Genomic DNA, 16,801 nt, shown 5'->3' with positions numbered 1-16,801 from the left:
CGATAACAGGTACGATTTGTCCGTTGAATTTGCTGGGGCGTCGGACCAGCTTTTCGTTACCCGGGCGAGCAAATTCATCAAGCTTCCAGGCCGCTCTCGAGCGGCCTTTCCTTTTTCTGGTCTCCCGTTATTTGCGGGCGGGTTTGCGTACGATTTTGCGTACGTTTCGCTGGCGGAATGTCTCCCTTCGGAATAACGGAAAACAACTCCGCCTTCGGCTTGCGAGCCAGCAGTTCAAGCACAGCCTCATCCCTGACCATTGAACCGTAACCGTCCGCCCGAGGAACGGTGCTCTTTACGACGGTCATTTTCGACGAACCGTGGACGACCGATGTTTCCGCGAGCGAACTACGGATCTGGCATAGAACGTCGTCGAGCTGGTATTGATCCTTGACCACGCGGCTTTGGTGGATGTGACGCCCGAGCAGCAAGATTTCAGGATCGTCGAGCCCCGGCAGTCCGACGGAAAGCCGTAGCCTTGAGATCGCCTGATGCTGATCGTCGGTCAGCCGGCCGACGGCAATTGGCTTGACGCGCTCGCCTTCGGCTATGCGACTCATGTGCGCGCGAATCTCGTTATCAATGTTCGGGTAAAGCGGCATCGCTCGGTATCGTCCGGTATCGTTGTGCCGCTCGCCTATGACCGGCTATGGGGTGACGGGCGATGATACCGGTGCGCCGTTCGCTGCGAAATCTGCCGAATGGCCTATCTACGGCTTCGATTAAGGCAATGTGCGCTTGCCAGGCGGTGCTTCGCGCTATGGCTGCAAGTTCGCTCGCGCGTCAGGCCACCACGCCCAGCCGCGCTTCGAATACCGTAATTCGATTGTTGCGAGCGGCGCGATTTCGATTTGCGTGAATGCCGCGGCAGGCGCGTGCAGTACATGGATGAGCGCCGCGCGCAACACGGCCGCATGTGTAATTGCGATGACCGTGAGATCAGCCAGATCGTCATTCGCTAGCGCGTCGAGCCACGCGCCGACGCGTGCGACAACCGCTTCGAACGATTCGCCGCGCGGTGGTGCCGCAGCTGGATCGCGCAGCCATGCATCCAGTGCCTGCGGCGCCTGCACGACGATATCGGCGACGCGCGCGCGTCGCCAATCGCCGTAATCCGTATCGGCAAGCCCGGCGGCGACTGTCGCGTTCAAGCCAAGCGCCTGTGCCGTGTCGCGCGCGCACGCTGCGGGACTCGTCAATGCACGTACTTCGCGTGCACCGTCGAATGCGAAGCGGGCGCGCTGCGCATACGCGTTCGCTTCGGCGAGGCCGCGCGCGTCGAGCGGCTCGTTCGCGTCCGCGAACGTCGCGCTGCGTTGCGCCGCAGTCGATGCGTGGCTGATCAACCAGAGACGTGTCTGCATGTCATGTCGTTCGAGTGCACGGGCCGCACGCCTGCGCACATTCGCACGGCTCGCGAAAAGCTTTCATTAGGCCGCACAGTTTAACGCGTAGAATAAGCGCTACTCGAAGCGCGGAAGCCGGTGCAAGCCCGGCGCGGTCGCGCCACTGTAATCGGCCATATCGATGGTCCGGGAGTCAGACCCAGCTTCGTGCCATTTCCTTCAATCGAACTATCGGGGCGCGTAACCCCAGGGAGATATCCGTCATGTCCGACGCTGTTTTCAAGCCGATCGACGCACTCGAACCCGCCGCCCAGCCCACGCCCATTCCGCTGCGCGAGCTGTTGCCGTGGGTTGTCTTCGGCGGCCTGCTGTTGTTGCTCGCGCTCTATTTCATCGGCGCCGAACAGGGCGCGACTTCGCTGATTCCCGGCATGTACGTGCACGAATTCGTCCACGACGGCCGCCATCTGCTCGGCTTCCCCTGCCACTGACGCAGGAGCGAACCATGGTAGGTAAATTGCTGGTGCGCGGCATGCTCGCAGGCATCGCCGCGGGGCTGCTCACATTCGGTTTGGCGCGCGTGGTCGGCGAGCCGCAGGTCGACCAGGCTATTTCATTCGAAGAAAAAACCGACGCGGCGAAGGGCGAAGCACCCGAGCCCGAACTCGTGAGTCGCGGCACGCAGGCGGGTATCGGCCTCTTTACCGGTGTCGTCGTGTATGGCGCTGCTGTAGGCGGGCTCTTCTCGTTGACCTTCGCATATCTGTATGGCCGCGCCGGGAAGTTGAGCGTGCGTGCACTGTCCGCGTGGCTCGCGCTCGGCGCGTTCCTTGCAATCGCAATCGTACCGGCGCTCAAGTATCCGCCGAATCCGCCGTCGGTCGGCGACCCGGAGACGATCGGCTATCGCACCGGGCTGTATTTCCTGATGATCGTCATTTCGCTGACCGCCCTCGTGTTTTCAATGAAAGTGCGGCGTCGCGCGGCTGTGCGCTTCGGCGCATGGAACGGATCGATCGTCGCGGGACTCGTCTTTATCGTGATCATCGCGGCGGTGCAGACTGGCTTGCCGGTCATCAACGAAGTGCCGGATGCGTTTCCGGCAGTCGTACTGTGGAAGTTCCGTGTTGCCGCGCTCGGCATGCAGGCGGTGTTGTGGGCGGCGATCGGTTTGCTGTTCGGCGCGCTCGCCGAACGCTTGCAGCGCTTGTCGCGCGCGGCGCGTCCGGAGCAGCGACTGGCCGGTTAAAGCGCGCGCTGGTGTCCGCCTTCCGCGGCCTGCACGGCAACCCCGTGCAGGCCGTTTTCATTGGTAGCCTGTTCGACCAGCTCGAGAAACCGTGCGAGACACGGGTTCCGGTTCGTCGCTAGCCAGACGAGCACCTGGGAAATCGACGGCGCCTGCGCAAGCGACTTGAACACCACGCCCGCCAGTTGAGCACGCTGCATCGACGTCGGCACGAGCGCGACCCCCGCGCCTTCGTCGACGAGACTCAGGACGGTTTGCTGCAGACGCACTTCGAAGCGCACATCGGGCTCGAACCCACCCGTGCGGCAGTGTTCGACGATCGTCGTATGCAGTCCCTCGCCAACCTCTCTCGCCGCGATGACGAACGGCTCATGCGCAAGCTGCGCAATGGCGAGCCGCCTCGCGCGGGCGAGCGGATGCCGGCGCGGCAGCGCGACGCACAGCGGCTCGGTAAGCACGGTGCGGGCGGCCAGGCCATGGGGTGGGGCGCCCGACAGCATGATCGCCGCATCGAGCTGCCCGTCGAGCACCTGCGGCGCGAGATCGTTCGAGACGATTTCCCGCAGGTTCAGCGTGACGTCCGGAAAGGCGGCACCGTAGCGGCGTGCGTAGGTGGGCAGCACGCTGTAAGCGGCGCACATCGTAAAACCGATCGTCAGTTCGCCTCGCTCGCCGAGCACGGCGGCGCGGGCATTGCGGCCGGCCTGATCGATGGCCGCGAGAATCGCCTTCGCATCGGCGTAGAAGCGCGCGCCCGCCGCGGTCAGGGTGACGCTGCGCGAATTGCGCTCGATCAACGTCACGCCGAGCGAGGCTTCGAGCGCGGCAAGCTGACGGCTCAGCGGGGGTTGCGACAGATTGAGCCGCGCGGCGGCGCGGCCAAAGTGACGCGTCTCGGCGAGGGTGACGAAATAGCGGAGTGGCTTGACATCGACCATGATGCAAAAAAGGTATTGTTGAGCAATTCAATCGGCATTGGATTGTATCGTTGATCGGGTTTACGCTAACGGCCTTCCGACTGTCGAAGTGCATGACCCGATGTTGTCCACGCTCGAAATCCTGATTCCCGTTTTTGCTTTGATCCTCGCCGGTTTCGGTTGCCGGCGCCGCAATCTGCTCGGGCCCAGCGCCGCTTCCGAACTGAACCGCTTTGTCGTGTGGCTTGCGCTGCCCGCGCTGCTATTCGACACGATGGCGCATTCCACCTGGCATCAGCTCGATCAGCCGGGTTTCGTCGCGACGTTCTCGGTCGCGTGCGCGGTGCTGTTTGTCGGCGTGCTGATCGTGCGGCTTGTACAAGGACGGCACCTTGCCGATGCGAGCGTCGATGCGATCGCGGCGTCGTATCCGAATACCGGGTACATCGGCTTTCCGCTCGCGCTGATCGTATTCGGCAATGCAAGCCTGACGCCGACCACAATCGCGACGATCATCGTCGCGTGCGTGCTGTTCGCCTTCGCGATCGTGCTGATTGAAGTCGGATTGCAGACCGAGCGTGCGCCGCACAAGCTCGGCTTCAAGGTGCTGCGCTCGCTCGCCAAAAATCCGCTGATCGTTTCGCCGATCGCGGGTGCGCTCGTGGCGAGCGCGCATTGGACGCTGCCGCATAGTGCCGAGACCTTCCTCAAATTATTGGCCGGCGCGGCGAGCCCGTGCGCACTCGTGAGCCTCGGGCTCTTTCTGGCGGAGAAGCGGCAAGCGGGCAACGGACGCAATACGTCGTTCGTGTTCACCGCGCTCAAGCTGATCGTGCAGCCGGCGTTCGCCTGGTGGATGGCGTCGCGGGTGTTCGCGCTGCCGGCCGATACGGTCGGTGTCGCGGTATTGCTTGCCGCGCTGCCGACCGGTACGGGGCCGTACATGCTCGCCGAGTTCTATCAACGCGAGGCGCACGTAACGTCGCAGACCATTCTGTTTTCGACGGTTGCTTCAATCGTGACGCTGTCGTTGCTATTGCTGATCATGCAGCGGCATGGCTTCTGACGAATCTCTCGAGCCGCGGTAGTTCCCCTTGCGACAGCACGAAGACCGCCTCCGGCCCTAACCGAAGCGTTCGACGCGATACGGCCGCGGATCGGTAAACGGCGCGGCGCCGGTCATCATCTCGGCAAGCAGCCGGCCGGTGACCGGTCCGAGCGTGAGCCCATGATGGTTGTGGCCGAACGCGAACCACAAGCCACGATGCCGCGGCGCGGGCCCGATCACCGGCCGCATATCCGGTGTGCACGGGCGCATGCCAAGCCACGGCGCCGCATCGAGCCGTTCACCGATGCCGAACGCCGCGCGCGCGAGCGGCTCGACGCGCGCAAGCTGAATGCCGGTGGGCGGCGTGCCGCGCGCCGCAAGCTCCGCACCGGTCGTGACGCGCAGCCGGTTGTCTTCCATCGGAGCCACGACATAACCGCGTTCGATATCGACGACAGGGACCGACAACGGGTTGCGCGTCGGCCGATAGTGCATGTGATAGCCGCGCTTCGCGCGCAGCGGAATGCGATACCCGAGCGGCTCGAACACCAGATCGGACCACGGGCCGAGAGCAACCACGACGTTCGGCGCGCTCAGGAGCCCGGATGCCGTCTCGACGGTCCATGCGCCACTTTCGGCGCGCAGCGTCGTCGCGTCGCCATGGATGAACACACCGCCGATGCTTTCGAAAAGCCGAGCGTAGCTTTTCACGAGCGCGCCCGGACTGCGCACGCTCTTCGGATCGCGCCAATGCAAACCGCCGCAGATGTCTTCGCCGATGCTCGGCTCGCGCGCGCGTAGTGCGGCTGCATCGAGCGGTTCGACGCGCAGGCCGTGTTCGCGTGCGTCGACTTCGGCGTTGACGCGTTCCTTATCGAGCGCGGCGGCAGTGCGGTACGCCTCGATCCATCCGCCGTCGTGCACGAGTTGACCGGCGCCCGCGCGCGCGATCAATGCGTCGTGCTCGTCGATGCACGCGCTGATAAGCGGCAGCATGTCGCGCGCGGCGGCCGCGTGGCGTTGCGGCTGCGATTCCCACCAATAGCGCATCAGCCATCCGGCGTAGGAGGGCAGCGCTTTGTAATCCCAGTAGAGATCGGTGGAGCGATTGCGCGCGTAGCGCAGCAAGGTGCGCAACTGGCGTGGAAAGCCGTACGGCACGATCGACGAACGCTCGATCAGCCCCGCGTTGCCGAAGCTCGTTTCTTCGCCGGGATCGCGGCGGTCGACGAGCGCGACGCGCAGCCCGCGGTCCTGCAGATGCACAGCCGATGAGACGCCGATGATGCCGGCGCCGAGAACGATGACGTCGAAGTCCATGCCGGGTGTCTGTTCGTTGATTAGGGCGAGGTGCGGGCTGTCGCGTCGCGATATCGATCGCTGACCTGGCGATTATAGGGTGCCCGTCGATATCGAAAGATGCACGGCGCGAAGGCTTCCAGGCGGGACCGCTTTTCAGAGTTTTCGTATGGTCCGCAAACAAGCGTGTTGTGCGAGTATGCGGGACCTGTTAGCGCACCAGGCGCCGATGTTTCGTACCGTCAGCATCACTAACAAGCAGATCGGTCAGAAGGCTGACGGCGGCAGACATGCCGTTGTGGACCGTGCAAAAAAACCAACCGGAAAAGAGCGAATTTATGTTTACCTTAAACTTATTTTTTGCTTATAATGAATCCATTGAATTCGATAAACTGGACCACGAAGGCGGTCCGGCAACTACGCAAGCTGGACCGTCAGCATCAGGTCACGATCCGTGATGGCGTAAGTACACTGGTGTCAATGCCGTTTTGCCAGAATGTGGTGCATTTGACGAATCATTTGCACGGTTACCGGCTCCGCATTGGTGACTTTCGGGTGCTGTTCAACTGGGACGGCGAGATCAAGGTTGTCGAGATCGAGGAAGTGAGGAAACGCGATGAACGCACCTACTAATATTCAACTTATAACGGGCGCCGATGGTGCGCCGGCTTTCGTGGTCATTCCCTACATGCAGTATCTGGCCGAACGCAGCGGCGAACGCGGCCTGATCCCTCACGATGTGGTGAGTCGCACGGTCGACGGCGCGACGCCTGTGCGCGCATGGCGCGAGCATTTGGGCCTGACGCAAGCCGAAGTCGCGCAACGCCTGGGTATTAGCCAATCGGCCTATGCGCAGCAGGAAAGCAGCGATCGTCTGCGCCGGTCCACGCGTGACAAGATCGCCGCCGCGCTTGACATCACCTCGGATCAACTCGACCTCTGATCGTTCCTTCCCGTTTTTCCTTCACGTCTTTTAGCTCGCGGCCCATGCCGCGAGCTGACAGATACTCACATCTCCTGCACGCCCGTCACCTCGATCACAAGGTCGCTTTCGGCGATCGCGACGCACGGCAGGATATAGCCTTCGGCCTTTTCCTCGGCGCTCACGCCGGGCCACTCGATCTGATAGCGCACGCTGCCCGCGGTCATTTTGCACAGGCACGTGCGGCATGTGCCGTTGCGGCACGAGCGCGGCAGACGTAGACCGGCGAAGGCGGCCGCTTCGAGCAGGGTCAGCGACTCGGGCGCTTCGAACGTGCGTCCGAGCGGTTCGATAAGGACGGTGTAAATCGCGTCAGGTTCGAGCATTGCAATTGATCGGGGTGGCGAAGAAGCGCCTGGGCCGGTCGATATGGGAAGGCGTAGCGGAGTTTAGCGGAACTGCGGCTAACACGTGGCCACGTGGCGAGGCGGCTCATACACGCAGGATGCGACCCCGGTCACGCGATGACGCGATGACGCGATCAATAGATCGCAAGAACGCCCGATTACGAAATCGACACCCCGAGCAGATGGCCCACTCCGAACGTAAACGCAGCCGCAATCAATCCGATCACGATCTGCCGCATCGCCGAAAACGCGGCGCCGCGCCCATTGAATAGCGATGTAAACACGCCGACCGCCGCAAGCCCGAACGCGCTGAGCGCCACGCAATGGAGAATCGCCGTGCTCCCCTGCGCCCAGAGAAACGGCAGCACCGGAAACAGCGCGCCGAGCGAAAACAGGCAAAACGACACACCGGCGGCCGACCATGGGTTGCCGCCAAGTTCCGCGGGGTCGATGCCTAGCTCTTCGCGCGTCAGTGTATCGAGCGCCTTCTGTTTATCGCGCATGATTTGCGCGGCGACGCGTTTTGCTTCGGCGTGGTCGATGCCTTTCGCCTCGTAAATCATCACGAGTTCGCGGCGTTCCGCTTCCGGTGCGTGCTCGAGTTCGTCCGCTTCCTTCGCGATCTGCGTGCGCGCGAGTTCGCGTGCATTCGTGACCGACAGCCATTCGCCGAGCGCCATCGAGCATGCACCCGCAATCAGGCCGGCGAGGCCTGTCAGCATGATGACCTTGTTGCCCGTACCCGCGCCGGAGACACCCATGATCAGGCAGAAGTTCGACACGAGGCCGTCGTTTGCGCCGAGCACCGCGGCGCGCAGATCGTTGCCCGACGCGACGCCCTTGTGCCATGCCTCCGCCTGGACCGCGCGCGCGACGGAAGGGGTGCGGTGCCGCCGCGCGCGAGTGCCCAGCAGCCTTCTAGCGCGCTGGATGTCTTGTGCGACGACGGCCTCCATGACGGCCGCATGACGCTGCTCGTCTGCCGAAAGCTGCGCGGCGTCGGGTTGATGCGCATACTTGTCGCGATCGGCAGTCTCCGCGGCGGCGAGCGCCGGCAGCACGGATGACGGGCCGAGCGTATGAATCAGCGCGCGCATCAGCCAGGTCTTCACGCTCAGATGGTGGGTCCGCACGCGCACGCCGCTCGCGCGCAGTTTATCGAGCCAGATATTCGCGTGCTCGCGTTCCGCGCCGGCCAGTTGTGCGAATACCGCGCGGCGCGCCGCGTCTGTTTCGACGCGGGCGAGCGTGTCGTAGAGCGCGGCGCTGTCGAGTTCGTCGGCGAGGTTCGTGCGGAATCGTTTGAGTTCGTGACGCGTGGCCATTGCCGATCGGTTTGCGGTCGATGGACGGCGCAACGCGCTCAGTGCGCGCCGCGCATGCGCAGATAGCGGTACACCGTGTTGCGCGCGAGCCCGAGTTCACGCGACGCTGCTGAGATATTACCGCCGTGCCGCGCCAGCGTCTGCTCGATCAGCGCGGCCTGCCATTCGGTCATGCGCGCGGGCGGGTGCGTGACGGAATCGGAAGAGCACGTCGACTGCGCGCGCAACGCCGCATTCCCGTCGATGACGAACGACGCTTCCTGGCCGTCGAGTTCCTGTTTTTGCGCGGCCGCATGGTCTTCGAGAAAATCCTCGGGCAGATGCTCGAGATCGATTGCGTCCGCGCCTTCCGCCATGATGCCGGCGGTGCGCAGCACGTTCGACAGTTGCCGCAGATTGCCGGGCCACAGGCAGCGCCCGAACAGTTCGAGCACTTTACGGGTTACCCGCGCTGGCGTGCGCGGCTCGTCGCGGCGCTGCTCCGCCAGCATCCTGTCGACCAGCGCCGCGAGGTCCGTGCGTTCGCACAACGCGGGCAAGGTGACGGCCAGGCCGTTGATCCGGTAATACAGGTCTTCGCGAAACGCGCCCGCGTCGATCATCTCGCGCAGGTTGCGGTGCGTTGCGCAGATAATCCTGACATCGACCGGAACCGCGCGCGTGCCGCCGAGCGGCACGACAGCACGCGCATCAGCCGTACCTGCTGTGCCAGCGGCATATCGCCGATTTCATCGAGAAAGAGCGTGCCGCCGTCGGCCTGCACGATCTTGCCGGCATTGCCGCGCTTGCGCGCGCCGGTGAAGGCGCCATCCTCATAGCCGAACAGTTCGGCTTCAATCAGCGTATCAGGCAGCGAGGCGCAATTGACAGCGACGAACGGCGCCGCGCGGCGCGGCGATTCGCAATGAAACGCGCGCGCGAGCCATTCCTTGCCGGTGCCCGTCTTGCCGAGCACGAGCAACGGAATGTCGCGGCCGCCTATCTTTTCGACGCGGCGCAGAACGTCCGCCATTCTCGCGTCGCCGGTATCGAGCGTCGCGAAAGTCACGGCGCGCGGGTCCGGATAGGCGTGTCCGGCGCCGGTCGATGGGTTCGCCGATGCGCTGTCGTCCCGGTCGTAACGATGGTCGCGGTGGTGGTCACGGGCGTGGTCACGGTCGTGGCCACTGAGGCCGCCCGCGACGAACGCTGGCCGCGCACGGTGCTCGGCTCGCGCGATCACCCGCACGCCGCTCGGCAAGGTCAGCGTCATGCATTCGCCCGGCGCGCGCTCCGCCTCGTTGACGAGCGCCGCGAACGGCGCGCCGAACAGCGCATCGAACGGTTGCCGGTCGAGTGCGGCAAGCGGCCGGCCGAACTGGAATAGCGCACTGCGATTCGCGGAGAGAAAGCGGCCGGCAGGCGAGAATGCGGCGAGCCCTTCGAACAGCGTGCCGATAAATTCCGCGCGCGCATGGAAGCGCACGCGCACGGCATCGGCAAACCGGTTCGCAAACAGGTGATTCTCGATGATCTGCGCGGACATCCTCACCAGCGCAAGCGTGTGCTTGTGAAAGCCGCGCGTATCGCCGCTTACGTCGAGTGCGCCGATGGTTTGGCCGTACGGGTCGACAATCGGTGCGCACGAGCAGGAGAGGATGCGGTTCGCATGCAGAACGTGCTCGCCGCCGTGCACGACGGTCGGCCGCCCGTCCGCGAGCGCGGTGCCGATTGCGTTGGTGCCGCGGTCGGCCTCGGCCCACGATACGCCGGGGCACAGCGCCACGCGCCGCGCTTTCTCGACGAAGTCGCTATCGCCGAGGCTGTGCAGGATCACGCCGTGGTTGTCCGTCAGCAGCACCATGCTTTGCGTGTCGACGATCTGCGCGTGCAGCGTTTCCATGACGGGCAGCGCGTGCGAGTAGAGCGATTGGTTGCGCTCGACGACGTCCTGCAACTGGGTATGCCGCAGCGGATGGAAATCCGGCGCCTCGTGCGCATGCAGACCGAAATTGCGCGAGCGCGCGTGCGCCTGGGCGATCACGTCGAGTTGAGCCGCGGGATGTCCAACTGGCTGTCCGAGGGGCTGTCCGATGGCTTGCCCAACGGGTTGTCCAACAGCAGGACGACGATTCACAGGCTTGTCTCCGGTGGAATGCAAAGCCGGGCCGCCTGGAGGCGGCCGGCTTCGTCGTGTCTTCGTGCCATTTATTTGGCACTGCAGCATACGATTGCCGGTCACCGGTCATCTTACAGGACGCCGCGTCCGTCGGACACGGCCGGCCAGGCGCCGCTTGCGGTTCTTTCGGCGCAGGCAATGATTAGAAGTGTTATTCGTTCGATTGCACAACTCACGTAGCGCCGCCGCGAGCGCAAGCGCGGCGTCATGCGCTGGGTGATTTTGCACCGCAGTAGGGCTTGTTTCGCCGCCTTCAGGCACCGCGATGGGGTGCGTCAACGGAAAACTTGCGGCGCGGCGGAAGTCGTCTAAAGTAAATGAAATCGTTTCGGCGGTGCGCTCGCGCACAGTTCGCGGCGGTTCGATCCGCGCCTGCGTGCCACGACGGAGGTACCCGAAGGGCAGGCGCGGCCTTGGTAACGGTGTTCTACCCGGCAGGCAATTCCCATGCAGATCATTTTTCCGAACGAGCCCCCTGAATATTCAGGGCGAGAGCTGACCGTGGCTTTTACGGCAATGGTCGATGGTGAAAGGGTGGAATGCACGATTACGGCTGAAGCACTGGAAGACCACTTCGGCGCGGCGTCGCCGCGCTTCGAAGACATGCTCGGCGCGTTCGATACGCACCGCTCGCGTATCGAAGCCGCGACGCGCCGGCTGCTGTCCGAGACACGCGCGCAATGCGCGGTGTTGCGCAGCGGGTATGTCCGGTTTTACGAGGCGAACGTGCGCTCGTAATCCAGAAGTGGTGGGTTACATCATTCGCTGCAGCGTGCGATCCCTGAATAGCAGTTGATGCGCGATCGCCGCCAGCGCATGCAGGCCAATGACCCAATAGAACGCGTTGCCGAGCCACACGTGTGCCGCGTGCAGCGCGTGCCGCGCGCCCGGGTCGGCGCCTACCAGCACGATCTGAAAATCAGTCCCGGCAAGCGTGACCGGATGACCGCCTGCGTTGACCATCAGAATCCCGAGCAGCGGCTGCGCGAAGATAAACACGTATAGCGCGAGATGAACGAGCCGCGCGAGAAAGGTCAGAAGCGCATTCACTTCCACTTCGGCAGGTGCACCGCGCCACAGACGCCACAAGAGCCGCAGCACCGCGAGCGACAGCACGAGCGCGCCGGCCCACATATGCACGGCGGTCCACAGCGCGCGGCTGTCGCTGCCTTTCGGTCCGCGAATTTCAATCGCGAAAAACGCAGTCGCGACCAGCAGAAAAATGGCCCAATGAAAAAAGATCGCAGGCTTCGAGTAGCGTTCCTGCGTCGCGTAAGCGGACATGCATTTGCTCCTTGACCGATTTTGTTCTTGTGCTTGAGGTGGCCGCGGTTATTCCGCGCCGAGATAGAAGAAACGCAGCAGGAAGACCACCGCGATGATCCAGACGACGAGCTTCACTTGCCGCGCCTGTCCCGTCAGCAGCTTGAGCCCCGCGTAGGAGATAAAGCCGAACGCGACCCCATTCGCGATCGAGTAGGTAAACGGCATCAGCAAGGCGGTGAGAGCGGCCGGCACGACTTCGGTCGCATCGTCCCACGGCAGGTCGGCCATCTCGCGCAGCATCAAACAGGACACATAGAGCAGCGCGGGAGCAGTTGCATAAGCCGGCACGACACCGGCCAGCGGCGCGAAGAAGAGGCTCAGCAAAAACAGCGCGGCGACGGTCAGGGCGGTTACACCGGTGCGGCCGCCCGCCTGCACGCCCGACGCGCTCTCGATATACGCCGTCGTCGACGACGTGCCGAGCACCGAGCCCGCGAGAATCGCGGTGCTGTCCGCGAGCAGCGCCCGGTTGAGCCGGTGCATCTTGCCGTGCACGAGCAGCCCCGCGCGGTTTGCGACGCCCATCAGCGTGCCGGTCGCATCGAACAGTTCGACGAGAAAGAAGACGAGCACGACATTCAGGACGCCCGTCGACAACGCGCCATGGATGTCGAGCTTGAAGAGCGTCGGCTCGATCGACGGCGGCATGGAGACGACGCCGTGGAACTCGTTGCCGCCGAAGAAAAAGCTCAGCACGGTCACGCCGACGATGCCGATCAGAATCGCCCCGCGCACACGCAGATAATCGAGCGTGACGATCGCGAAAAAGCCGATGATGGCCAGCACGGCATGCGCGTCATGCAGATTGCCGAGCGTGACGAGCGTGGCTGGATTGCCGGTCACGATGCCGGCGGACTTGAGCGAGATGATGGCGAGAAAGAGCCCGATGCCGCCGGTAATCGCAATGCGGATCGAGTGCGGAATGCCGTTGACGATCACTTCGCGCACGCGAAACAGCGTGACGATCATGAACAGGCAGCCGGAAATGAATACGGCCCCAAGCGCCGCTTGCCACGGGAAATGCATGCCTTTGACGACCGTGTACGCGAAGTACGCGTTGAGCCCCATGCCCGGCGCGAGCGCAATTGGGTAGTTCGCATAGAGACCCATGATGACGGACGCGAGCGCGGCAACGATACAGGTCGCCACGAATACGGAATCTTTCGGCATGCCGGCGTCGCCGAGGATGGCCGGGTTGACGAAGATGATGTACGCCATGGTCAGGAACGTGGTGACGCCTGCCAGCACTTCCGTGCGCAGGTTCGTGCCTGCTTCGTCGAAGCCGAAATACCGTTTTAGGGAGTCCATGTGCCGATTCTCTCGTCGGGTTGAGTCGTTGTTATCGAAGAAGACTGCCAGCAGAGCGGCTGCGGTCCGGAACAGCCACGGGGCGGATTGTAAACATGAATCGGCCGCGGGGGCAGCAGGGACAACCTCGATAGTTGTGCGGAGTTTATATGAACAAATTCGGCAGAGGCATCTTTGTGAATTCCGTGATTCGCGCACTAGCCCAACTGCGATCAGGAAATCACCGAACCGTTGCGGTCCGATAAGAAAGTTTGAATAACGGCGATCGGGATTGGCAGAATGCCGCTAATGTGAAAGAGGCCTAACGACGATCAGAGAAAAAGCCTGCGGCATTGTGCATTCCGCAGGCCTCGCGCCTGTGCTGTTTACTGCGGGTGATTTGCGGCCTGCGCTGCGCGTCGCGCGGCCACGATCCTGCCCGCCGCAATGGCGTTCTCGGGATAATCGATCCAGTCGTTCGGGTCGTAGCCCGCCGCGCGCCAGTCGGCAAAATCCGCGATCACTTGCGCGCGTGTTTTCGGCGCCGACGGGTCGTAGCTGCCCGCGGGCGTTTCCGCAAAGGCATAGGTCGCGCATAAGGCGCCGGCGATCATGCAAAGAACCATACGAGGAATGCGTTTCATGGTTGCGTCCTCAACAAGTTGAAGCAGTGCATTCCCATTCTAGAGCGAGTCGCAAAACCGCGTGAGGCACAGGCGAACTGTTGTTCTCAATAGGCACGCTCACGTTTGCGTGGGCTTGCCCATCCGGTCCAGCACCGCGTTAATGATGTCGATCGGCAGCGGAAACACGATCGTCGAATTCTTGTCCGCGGCGATCGTGGTGAGCGTCTGCAGATAGCGCAGTTGCATCGCCTGCGGTTGCTGCGCAAGCATCTGGGCCGCGTGCAGCAGCTTCTCCGAAGCTTGCAGTTCGCCTTCCGCGTGAATCACCTTGGCGCGCCGTTCGCGTTCCGCTTCCGCTTGCCGTGCAATGGCGCGGATCATCGTTTCGTTGATGTCCACGTGCTTGATTTCGACTGTCGAGACCTTGATGCCCCACGCGTCGGTCTGCGAATCGAGCACCTTCTGGATGTCGGCGTTCAGCTGCTCCCGCTCCGACAGCAACTCGTCGAGATCGTGCTTGCCGAGCACGGCGCGCAGCGTGGTCTGCGCGAGCTGGCTCGTGGCGTCGAGGTAGCGCGCAACCTGAATCACCGCGCGCTCCGGATCGACGACGCGAAAGTAGACCACCGCATTCACCTTCACCGACACGTTGTCGCGCGTGATGACATCCTGCGGCGGCACGTCGAAGACGACGGTGCGCAGATCCATCCGCACGGCCTGCTGCACGACCGGGATGATCAGCACGAGGCCCGGCCCCTTGACCTTCCAGAAGCGCCCGAGCATAAACACGACGCCGCGTTCGTACTCGCGAAAAATGCGGATCGACGATGCGATCAGCAAGGCCACGACCACAATCAGAATGCTGCCGAAACCGAATGTGAAACCGATCATCTGCGTTCTCCTTGTTGTGATGCCGCACCGGCCGGCACAACCGTCAGCGTGAGTCCGTGGCGCGCGGTCACGCGCACGGTGTGGCCCGCGGGCAGCGGCTCGCTGCTCTCGACGCGCCAGCGCTCGCCATGCACGCGTGCCCAGCCGGTGCCGTTGTTGGCGCTGCCGCTACTGCTGCCGCCGCTGCCGTCGCCGCTGCTATCGGGCGTAAGACCGTCGTCGAGCACCACGCCGATGCTGCCGATCAGCGCTTCGGAGCCCGTCACGACCGGGCGGCGCCGCGCACGCAGCGCGACGCTCGACACGGTGAACACGAACAGCGCGCCGAACAGCGTGACGCCCGCGATCATGGGCAGCGGAATGCCGAAGCCGGGCACGTCGGTATCCATCAGCATCAATGCGCCGATCGCGAACGCGACGACACCGCCGAAGCCGAGCGAGCCGAACGTCGGCAAAAAGGCCTCGGCGATAAGGAAAGCGAGGCCGAGGAAAATCAGACCGAGTCCCACATAGTTGATCGGCAGCAATTGCAGCGCGAAGAGTCCGACGAGCAGGCTGATCGTGCCGACGACGCCCGGCAGCACGAAGCCCGGATTCGCGAACTCGAAGAAGAGTCCGTACATGCCGATCATCAGCAATATCAGCGCCACGTTCGGATCCGTGATCACCGCGAGGAAGCGGCTGCGCCAGTCCGCCTCCAGCGTGACCACGGTCGCGTGCGCGACACTCAGGCGATGCTCGCCGTCGGCGGTGGTGACGGTGCGGCCGTCCACTTGCCGCAGCAGGTCGGGAATATCGCGCGCAACGAGGTCGACGACCTTCTGTTCGAGCGCCTCGCGTGCCGACAGGCTCACGGCTTCACGCACCGCGCGTTCCGCCCAGTCAGCGTTGCGGCCGCGCATCTGGGCGAGGCCGCGGATATAGGCGGACGCGTCTTGCACCTGCTTGCGGGTTTCGGTCGATTGCGTATCGAGCGCGGGCGATGTGTCGGCAGGTGCAGAGGTCGACGAACCAGCCGATGAAGCGGCCGAAGCCGCGCCACCGGCCTTGCCGTCCGGCGCGAGGCGAGGCAGTGCGGGGCCCGCGCCGGGTTTCGGCGCGTCAGAACCGCCCATGCCGATCTGCACCGGCGTGGCCGCGCCGAGATTCGTGCCCGGCGCCATCGCGGCGATCTGGCTTGCATAGACGATATAGGTGCCGGCGCTCGCGGCACGCGCGCCGCCCGGTGCGATGTAGGCGGCAACCGGCACCGGAGAGCTCAGCATCGCCTTGATGATCTGCCGCATCGACGTGTCGAGCCCGCCGGGCGTGTCGAGCTGGAGCACCGCTAATGCCGCGTGTTCGTGATCGGCACGGGCGAGTCCGCGCACGATGAAGTCGGCGCTTGCCGGGCCGATTGCGCCATTGACCGGGATCACAATCACGTTGGGCGATGCAGCGGCGGCGGGCTTGGCGCCGGTTTCAATCGCGTATGCCGCGGAGATGCCGAAACCGGACGATCCTCCGCTCGCGAAAGTGGCGCAGACCATGAAAGCGGCTGCCACCAGGAGCAATTGCACCGCGACCGCACGCAAGGATAAGCCGCATGGCGTGCGCTGCATCATGGCACCCGCTACCCGCGCCGCGCCGGATGCGATACGGCGCTCGGACGGCGGGCCGGGTTGCCGGTACCGGAGAAACGGGTAGATTCTCATCGCCGACGGCCGGTGCGCCGCTGGGCGGATCACGGCGCCGGCGGCGACCAGCCCCAAAAGGAGGCCTGTTATCAAGCTTAGTCGGAAATCGGTTGATGCGCGGGAAATGCAGGATAGATGCGGCGGGATAGATGCGGCGGGATCGATGCGGCGGGACGACTGCGAGACAGGTCCGCCGCCGGTTTGATCGACTTCCACATTGATGTTACCCGCAGTTATCGCACCACAGTTTTGCGTGCAGAATGTGCGCCACTAGAGCGCATTCGCGCCGACTCGCCGCGATTCGCCAGCTACGCTTTGAAACGC

At 63.8% G+C, this 16,801-nt stretch carries 17 protein-coding genes, 1 pseudogene and 1 riboswitch; of the genes and pseudogenes, 6 read left to right on the top strand and 12 right to left on the bottom strand.

From position 1 onward, the window contains the following. Positions 1–77: 77 nt before the first annotated feature. Positions 78–602: a hypothetical protein gene (locus tag KZJ38_RS34520; protein ID WP_219801496.1), complete on the bottom strand. Its 525-nt coding sequence runs from the start codon at positions 600–602 to the stop codon at positions 78–80. Positions 603–758: 156 nt separating this feature from the next. After that, complete coding sequence (locus KZJ38_RS34515) at positions 759–1,364, bottom strand: histidine phosphatase family protein (RefSeq protein ID WP_219801495.1); 606 nt, start codon at positions 1,362–1,364, stop codon at positions 759–761. Positions 1,365–1,423: 59 nt separating this feature from the next. Next, positions 1,424–1,568, top strand: a riboswitch (cobalamin riboswitch). A 41-nt stretch (positions 1,569–1,609) separates the two neighbouring features. On the opposite strand from KZJ38_RS34515, the gene KZJ38_RS34510 reads away from it, so the two are divergent. Together KZJ38_RS34510 and KZJ38_RS34505 are read left to right on the top strand one after the other, a co-directional pair. After that, positions 1,610–1,837 (top strand): CbtB domain-containing protein, encoded by a 228-nt coding sequence (locus KZJ38_RS34510; protein WP_219801494.1) that lies wholly within the window; start codon positions 1,610–1,612, stop codon positions 1,835–1,837. A gap of 14 nt (positions 1,838–1,851) precedes the next feature. Continuing rightward, on the top strand, positions 1,852–2,595 hold the full coding sequence (locus KZJ38_RS34505) for a CbtA family protein (protein WP_219801493.1): 744 nt from the start codon (positions 1,852–1,854) through the stop codon (positions 2,593–2,595). Here the strand turns inward: KZJ38_RS34505 and KZJ38_RS34500 are convergent. Then, positions 2,592–3,533 (bottom strand): LysR family transcriptional regulator, encoded by a 942-nt coding sequence (locus tag KZJ38_RS34500; protein ID WP_219801492.1) that lies wholly within the window; start codon positions 3,531–3,533, stop codon positions 2,592–2,594. The two genes, KZJ38_RS34505 and KZJ38_RS34500, sit on opposite strands and share 4 nt — an antisense overlap. 100 nt (positions 3,534–3,633) lie before the next feature. Between KZJ38_RS34500 and KZJ38_RS34495 the strand changes: the two genes are divergently transcribed. Further along, complete coding sequence (locus KZJ38_RS34495) at positions 3,634–4,578, top strand: AEC family transporter (RefSeq protein WP_219801491.1); 945 nt, start codon at positions 3,634–3,636, stop codon at positions 4,576–4,578. A 57-nt stretch (positions 4,579–4,635) separates the two neighbouring features. On the opposite strand, the gene KZJ38_RS34490 is transcribed toward KZJ38_RS34495, so the two are convergent. Further along, positions 4,636–5,880 carry an NAD(P)/FAD-dependent oxidoreductase gene (locus tag KZJ38_RS34490; RefSeq protein ID WP_219801490.1) on the bottom strand — a complete coding sequence of 415 codons (1,245 nt, stop codon included), beginning with the start codon at positions 5,878–5,880 and terminating at the stop codon, positions 4,636–4,638. 348 nt (positions 5,881–6,228) lie between these two features. Here KZJ38_RS34490 and KZJ38_RS34485 point away from each other — a divergent pair, with 348 nt between their 5' ends. Then, a complete protein-coding gene (locus KZJ38_RS34485; RefSeq protein ID WP_425518396.1) occupies positions 6,229–6,492 on the top strand; it encodes a type II toxin-antitoxin system RelE family toxin in 264 nt (87 codons plus the stop codon). Continuing rightward, complete coding sequence (locus KZJ38_RS34480) at positions 6,476–6,802, top strand: helix-turn-helix domain-containing protein (protein ID WP_219801489.1); 327 nt, start codon at positions 6,476–6,478, stop codon at positions 6,800–6,802. Before KZJ38_RS34485 ends, KZJ38_RS34480 begins: the two co-directional genes overlap by 17 nt. A gap of 65 nt (positions 6,803–6,867) precedes the next feature. Here the strand turns inward: KZJ38_RS34480 and KZJ38_RS34475 are convergent, their stop codons facing one another. The 3 genes and pseudogenes from KZJ38_RS34475 to KZJ38_RS34465 all read right to left on the bottom strand — a co-directional run bounded on the left by KZJ38_RS34475 (position 6,868) and on the right by KZJ38_RS34465 (position 10,587). Continuing rightward, positions 6,868–7,167, bottom strand: a complete 300-nt coding sequence (locus tag KZJ38_RS34475) for a 2Fe-2S iron-sulfur cluster-binding protein (RefSeq protein ID WP_219801488.1) — start codon at positions 7,165–7,167, stop codon at positions 6,868–6,870. Between the two features lie 179 nt (positions 7,168–7,346). After that, entirely contained in the window at positions 7,347–8,513 is a 1,167-nt protein-coding gene (locus tag KZJ38_RS34470; RefSeq protein ID WP_219801487.1) for a VIT1/CCC1 transporter family protein, read from the bottom strand. Positions 8,514–8,551: 38 nt separating this feature from the next. Next, a pseudogene (locus tag KZJ38_RS34465) lies at positions 8,552–10,587 on the bottom strand (sigma-54-dependent Fis family transcriptional regulator). Positions 10,588–11,118: 531 nt separating this feature from the next. On the opposite strand from KZJ38_RS34465, the gene KZJ38_RS34460 reads away from it, so the two are divergent. Then, positions 11,119–11,409, top strand: a complete 291-nt coding sequence (locus KZJ38_RS34460; protein ID WP_219801486.1) for a DUF1488 family protein — start codon at positions 11,119–11,121, stop codon at positions 11,407–11,409. Positions 11,410–11,424: 15 nt separating this feature from the next. Here the strand turns inward: KZJ38_RS34460 and KZJ38_RS34455 are convergent, their stop codons facing one another. The 5 genes from KZJ38_RS34455 to KZJ38_RS34435 all read right to left on the bottom strand — a co-directional run bounded on the left by KZJ38_RS34455 (position 11,425) and on the right by KZJ38_RS34435 (position 16,495). Continuing rightward, complete coding sequence (locus KZJ38_RS34455) at positions 11,425–11,955, bottom strand: cytochrome b (protein WP_219801485.1); 531 nt, start codon at positions 11,953–11,955, stop codon at positions 11,425–11,427. Positions 11,956–12,003: 48 nt separating this feature from the next. Continuing rightward, positions 12,004–13,305 carry an NCS2 family permease gene (locus KZJ38_RS34450; RefSeq protein WP_219801484.1) on the bottom strand — a complete coding sequence of 434 codons (1,302 nt, stop codon included), beginning with the start codon at positions 13,303–13,305 and terminating at the stop codon, positions 12,004–12,006. Positions 13,306–13,670: 365 nt separating this feature from the next. Beyond that, entirely contained in the window at positions 13,671–13,928 is a 258-nt protein-coding gene (locus tag KZJ38_RS34445) for a DUF4148 domain-containing protein (protein ID WP_219801483.1), read from the bottom strand. Between the two features lie 99 nt (positions 13,929–14,027). Beyond that, complete coding sequence (locus KZJ38_RS34440; RefSeq protein ID WP_219801482.1) at positions 14,028–14,801, bottom strand: slipin family protein; 774 nt, start codon at positions 14,799–14,801, stop codon at positions 14,028–14,030. Then, positions 14,798–16,495, bottom strand: coding sequence for an NfeD family protein (locus KZJ38_RS34435; RefSeq protein ID WP_425518395.1), 1,698 nt, complete (start codon positions 16,493–16,495; stop codon positions 14,798–14,800). Before KZJ38_RS34435 ends, KZJ38_RS34440 begins: the two co-directional genes overlap by 4 nt. Positions 16,496–16,801 lie beyond the last annotated feature (306 nt).

Origin of the sequence: Paraburkholderia edwinii (assembly GCF_019428685.1) — a bacterium.
GTDB classification, from domain to species: domain Bacteria; phylum Pseudomonadota; class Gammaproteobacteria; order Burkholderiales; family Burkholderiaceae; genus Paraburkholderia; species Paraburkholderia edwinii.
Note: the sequence above shows the minus strand (reverse complement) of the source record. Positions and strands in the feature narration are given on the sequence as shown.

What these genes read in the sequence shown, in the direction of transcription:
- KZJ38_RS34520 (WP_219801496.1), bottom strand. Translation starts at nt 602, where the DNA reads ATGCCGCTTTACCCGAACATTGATAACGAGATTCGCGCGCACATGAGT.
- KZJ38_RS34515 (WP_219801495.1), bottom strand. Translation starts at nt 1,364, where the DNA reads ATGCAGACACGTCTCTGGTTGATCAGCCACGCATCGACTGCGGCGCAA.
- KZJ38_RS34510 (WP_219801494.1), top strand. Translation starts at nt 1,610, where the DNA reads ATGTCCGACGCTGTTTTCAAGCCGATCGACGCACTCGAACCCGCCGCC.
- KZJ38_RS34505 (WP_219801493.1), top strand. Translation starts at nt 1,852, where the DNA reads ATGGTAGGTAAATTGCTGGTGCGCGGCATGCTCGCAGGCATCGCCGCG.
- KZJ38_RS34500 (WP_219801492.1), bottom strand. Translation starts at nt 3,533, where the DNA reads ATGGTCGATGTCAAGCCACTCCGCTATTTCGTCACCCTCGCCGAGACG.
- KZJ38_RS34495 (WP_219801491.1), top strand. Translation starts at nt 3,634, where the DNA reads ATGTTGTCCACGCTCGAAATCCTGATTCCCGTTTTTGCTTTGATCCTC.
- KZJ38_RS34490 (WP_219801490.1), bottom strand. Translation starts at nt 5,880, where the DNA reads ATGGACTTCGACGTCATCGTTCTCGGCGCCGGCATCATCGGCGTCTCA.
- KZJ38_RS34485 (WP_425518396.1), top strand. Translation starts at nt 6,229, where the DNA reads ATGAATCCATTGAATTCGATAAACTGGACCACGAAGGCGGTCCGGCAA.
- KZJ38_RS34480 (WP_219801489.1), top strand. Translation starts at nt 6,476, where the DNA reads ATGAACGCACCTACTAATATTCAACTTATAACGGGCGCCGATGGTGCG.
- KZJ38_RS34475 (WP_219801488.1), bottom strand. Translation starts at nt 7,167, where the DNA reads ATGCTCGAACCTGACGCGATTTACACCGTCCTTATCGAACCGCTCGGA.
- KZJ38_RS34470 (WP_219801487.1), bottom strand. Translation starts at nt 8,513, where the DNA reads ATGGCCACGCGTCACGAACTCAAACGATTCCGCACGAACCTCGCCGAC.
- KZJ38_RS34460 (WP_219801486.1), top strand. Translation starts at nt 11,119, where the DNA reads ATGCAGATCATTTTTCCGAACGAGCCCCCTGAATATTCAGGGCGAGAG.
- KZJ38_RS34455 (WP_219801485.1), bottom strand. Translation starts at nt 11,955, where the DNA reads ATGTCCGCTTACGCGACGCAGGAACGCTACTCGAAGCCTGCGATCTTT.
- KZJ38_RS34450 (WP_219801484.1), bottom strand. Translation starts at nt 13,305, where the DNA reads ATGGACTCCCTAAAACGGTATTTCGGCTTCGACGAAGCAGGCACGAAC.
- KZJ38_RS34445 (WP_219801483.1), bottom strand. Translation starts at nt 13,928, where the DNA reads ATGAAACGCATTCCTCGTATGGTTCTTTGCATGATCGCCGGCGCCTTA.
- KZJ38_RS34440 (WP_219801482.1), bottom strand. Translation starts at nt 14,801, where the DNA reads ATGATCGGTTTCACATTCGGTTTCGGCAGCATTCTGATTGTGGTCGTG.
- KZJ38_RS34435 (WP_425518395.1), bottom strand. Translation starts at nt 16,495, where the DNA reads ATGAGAATCTACCCGTTTCTCCGGTACCGGCAACCCGGCCCGCCGTCC.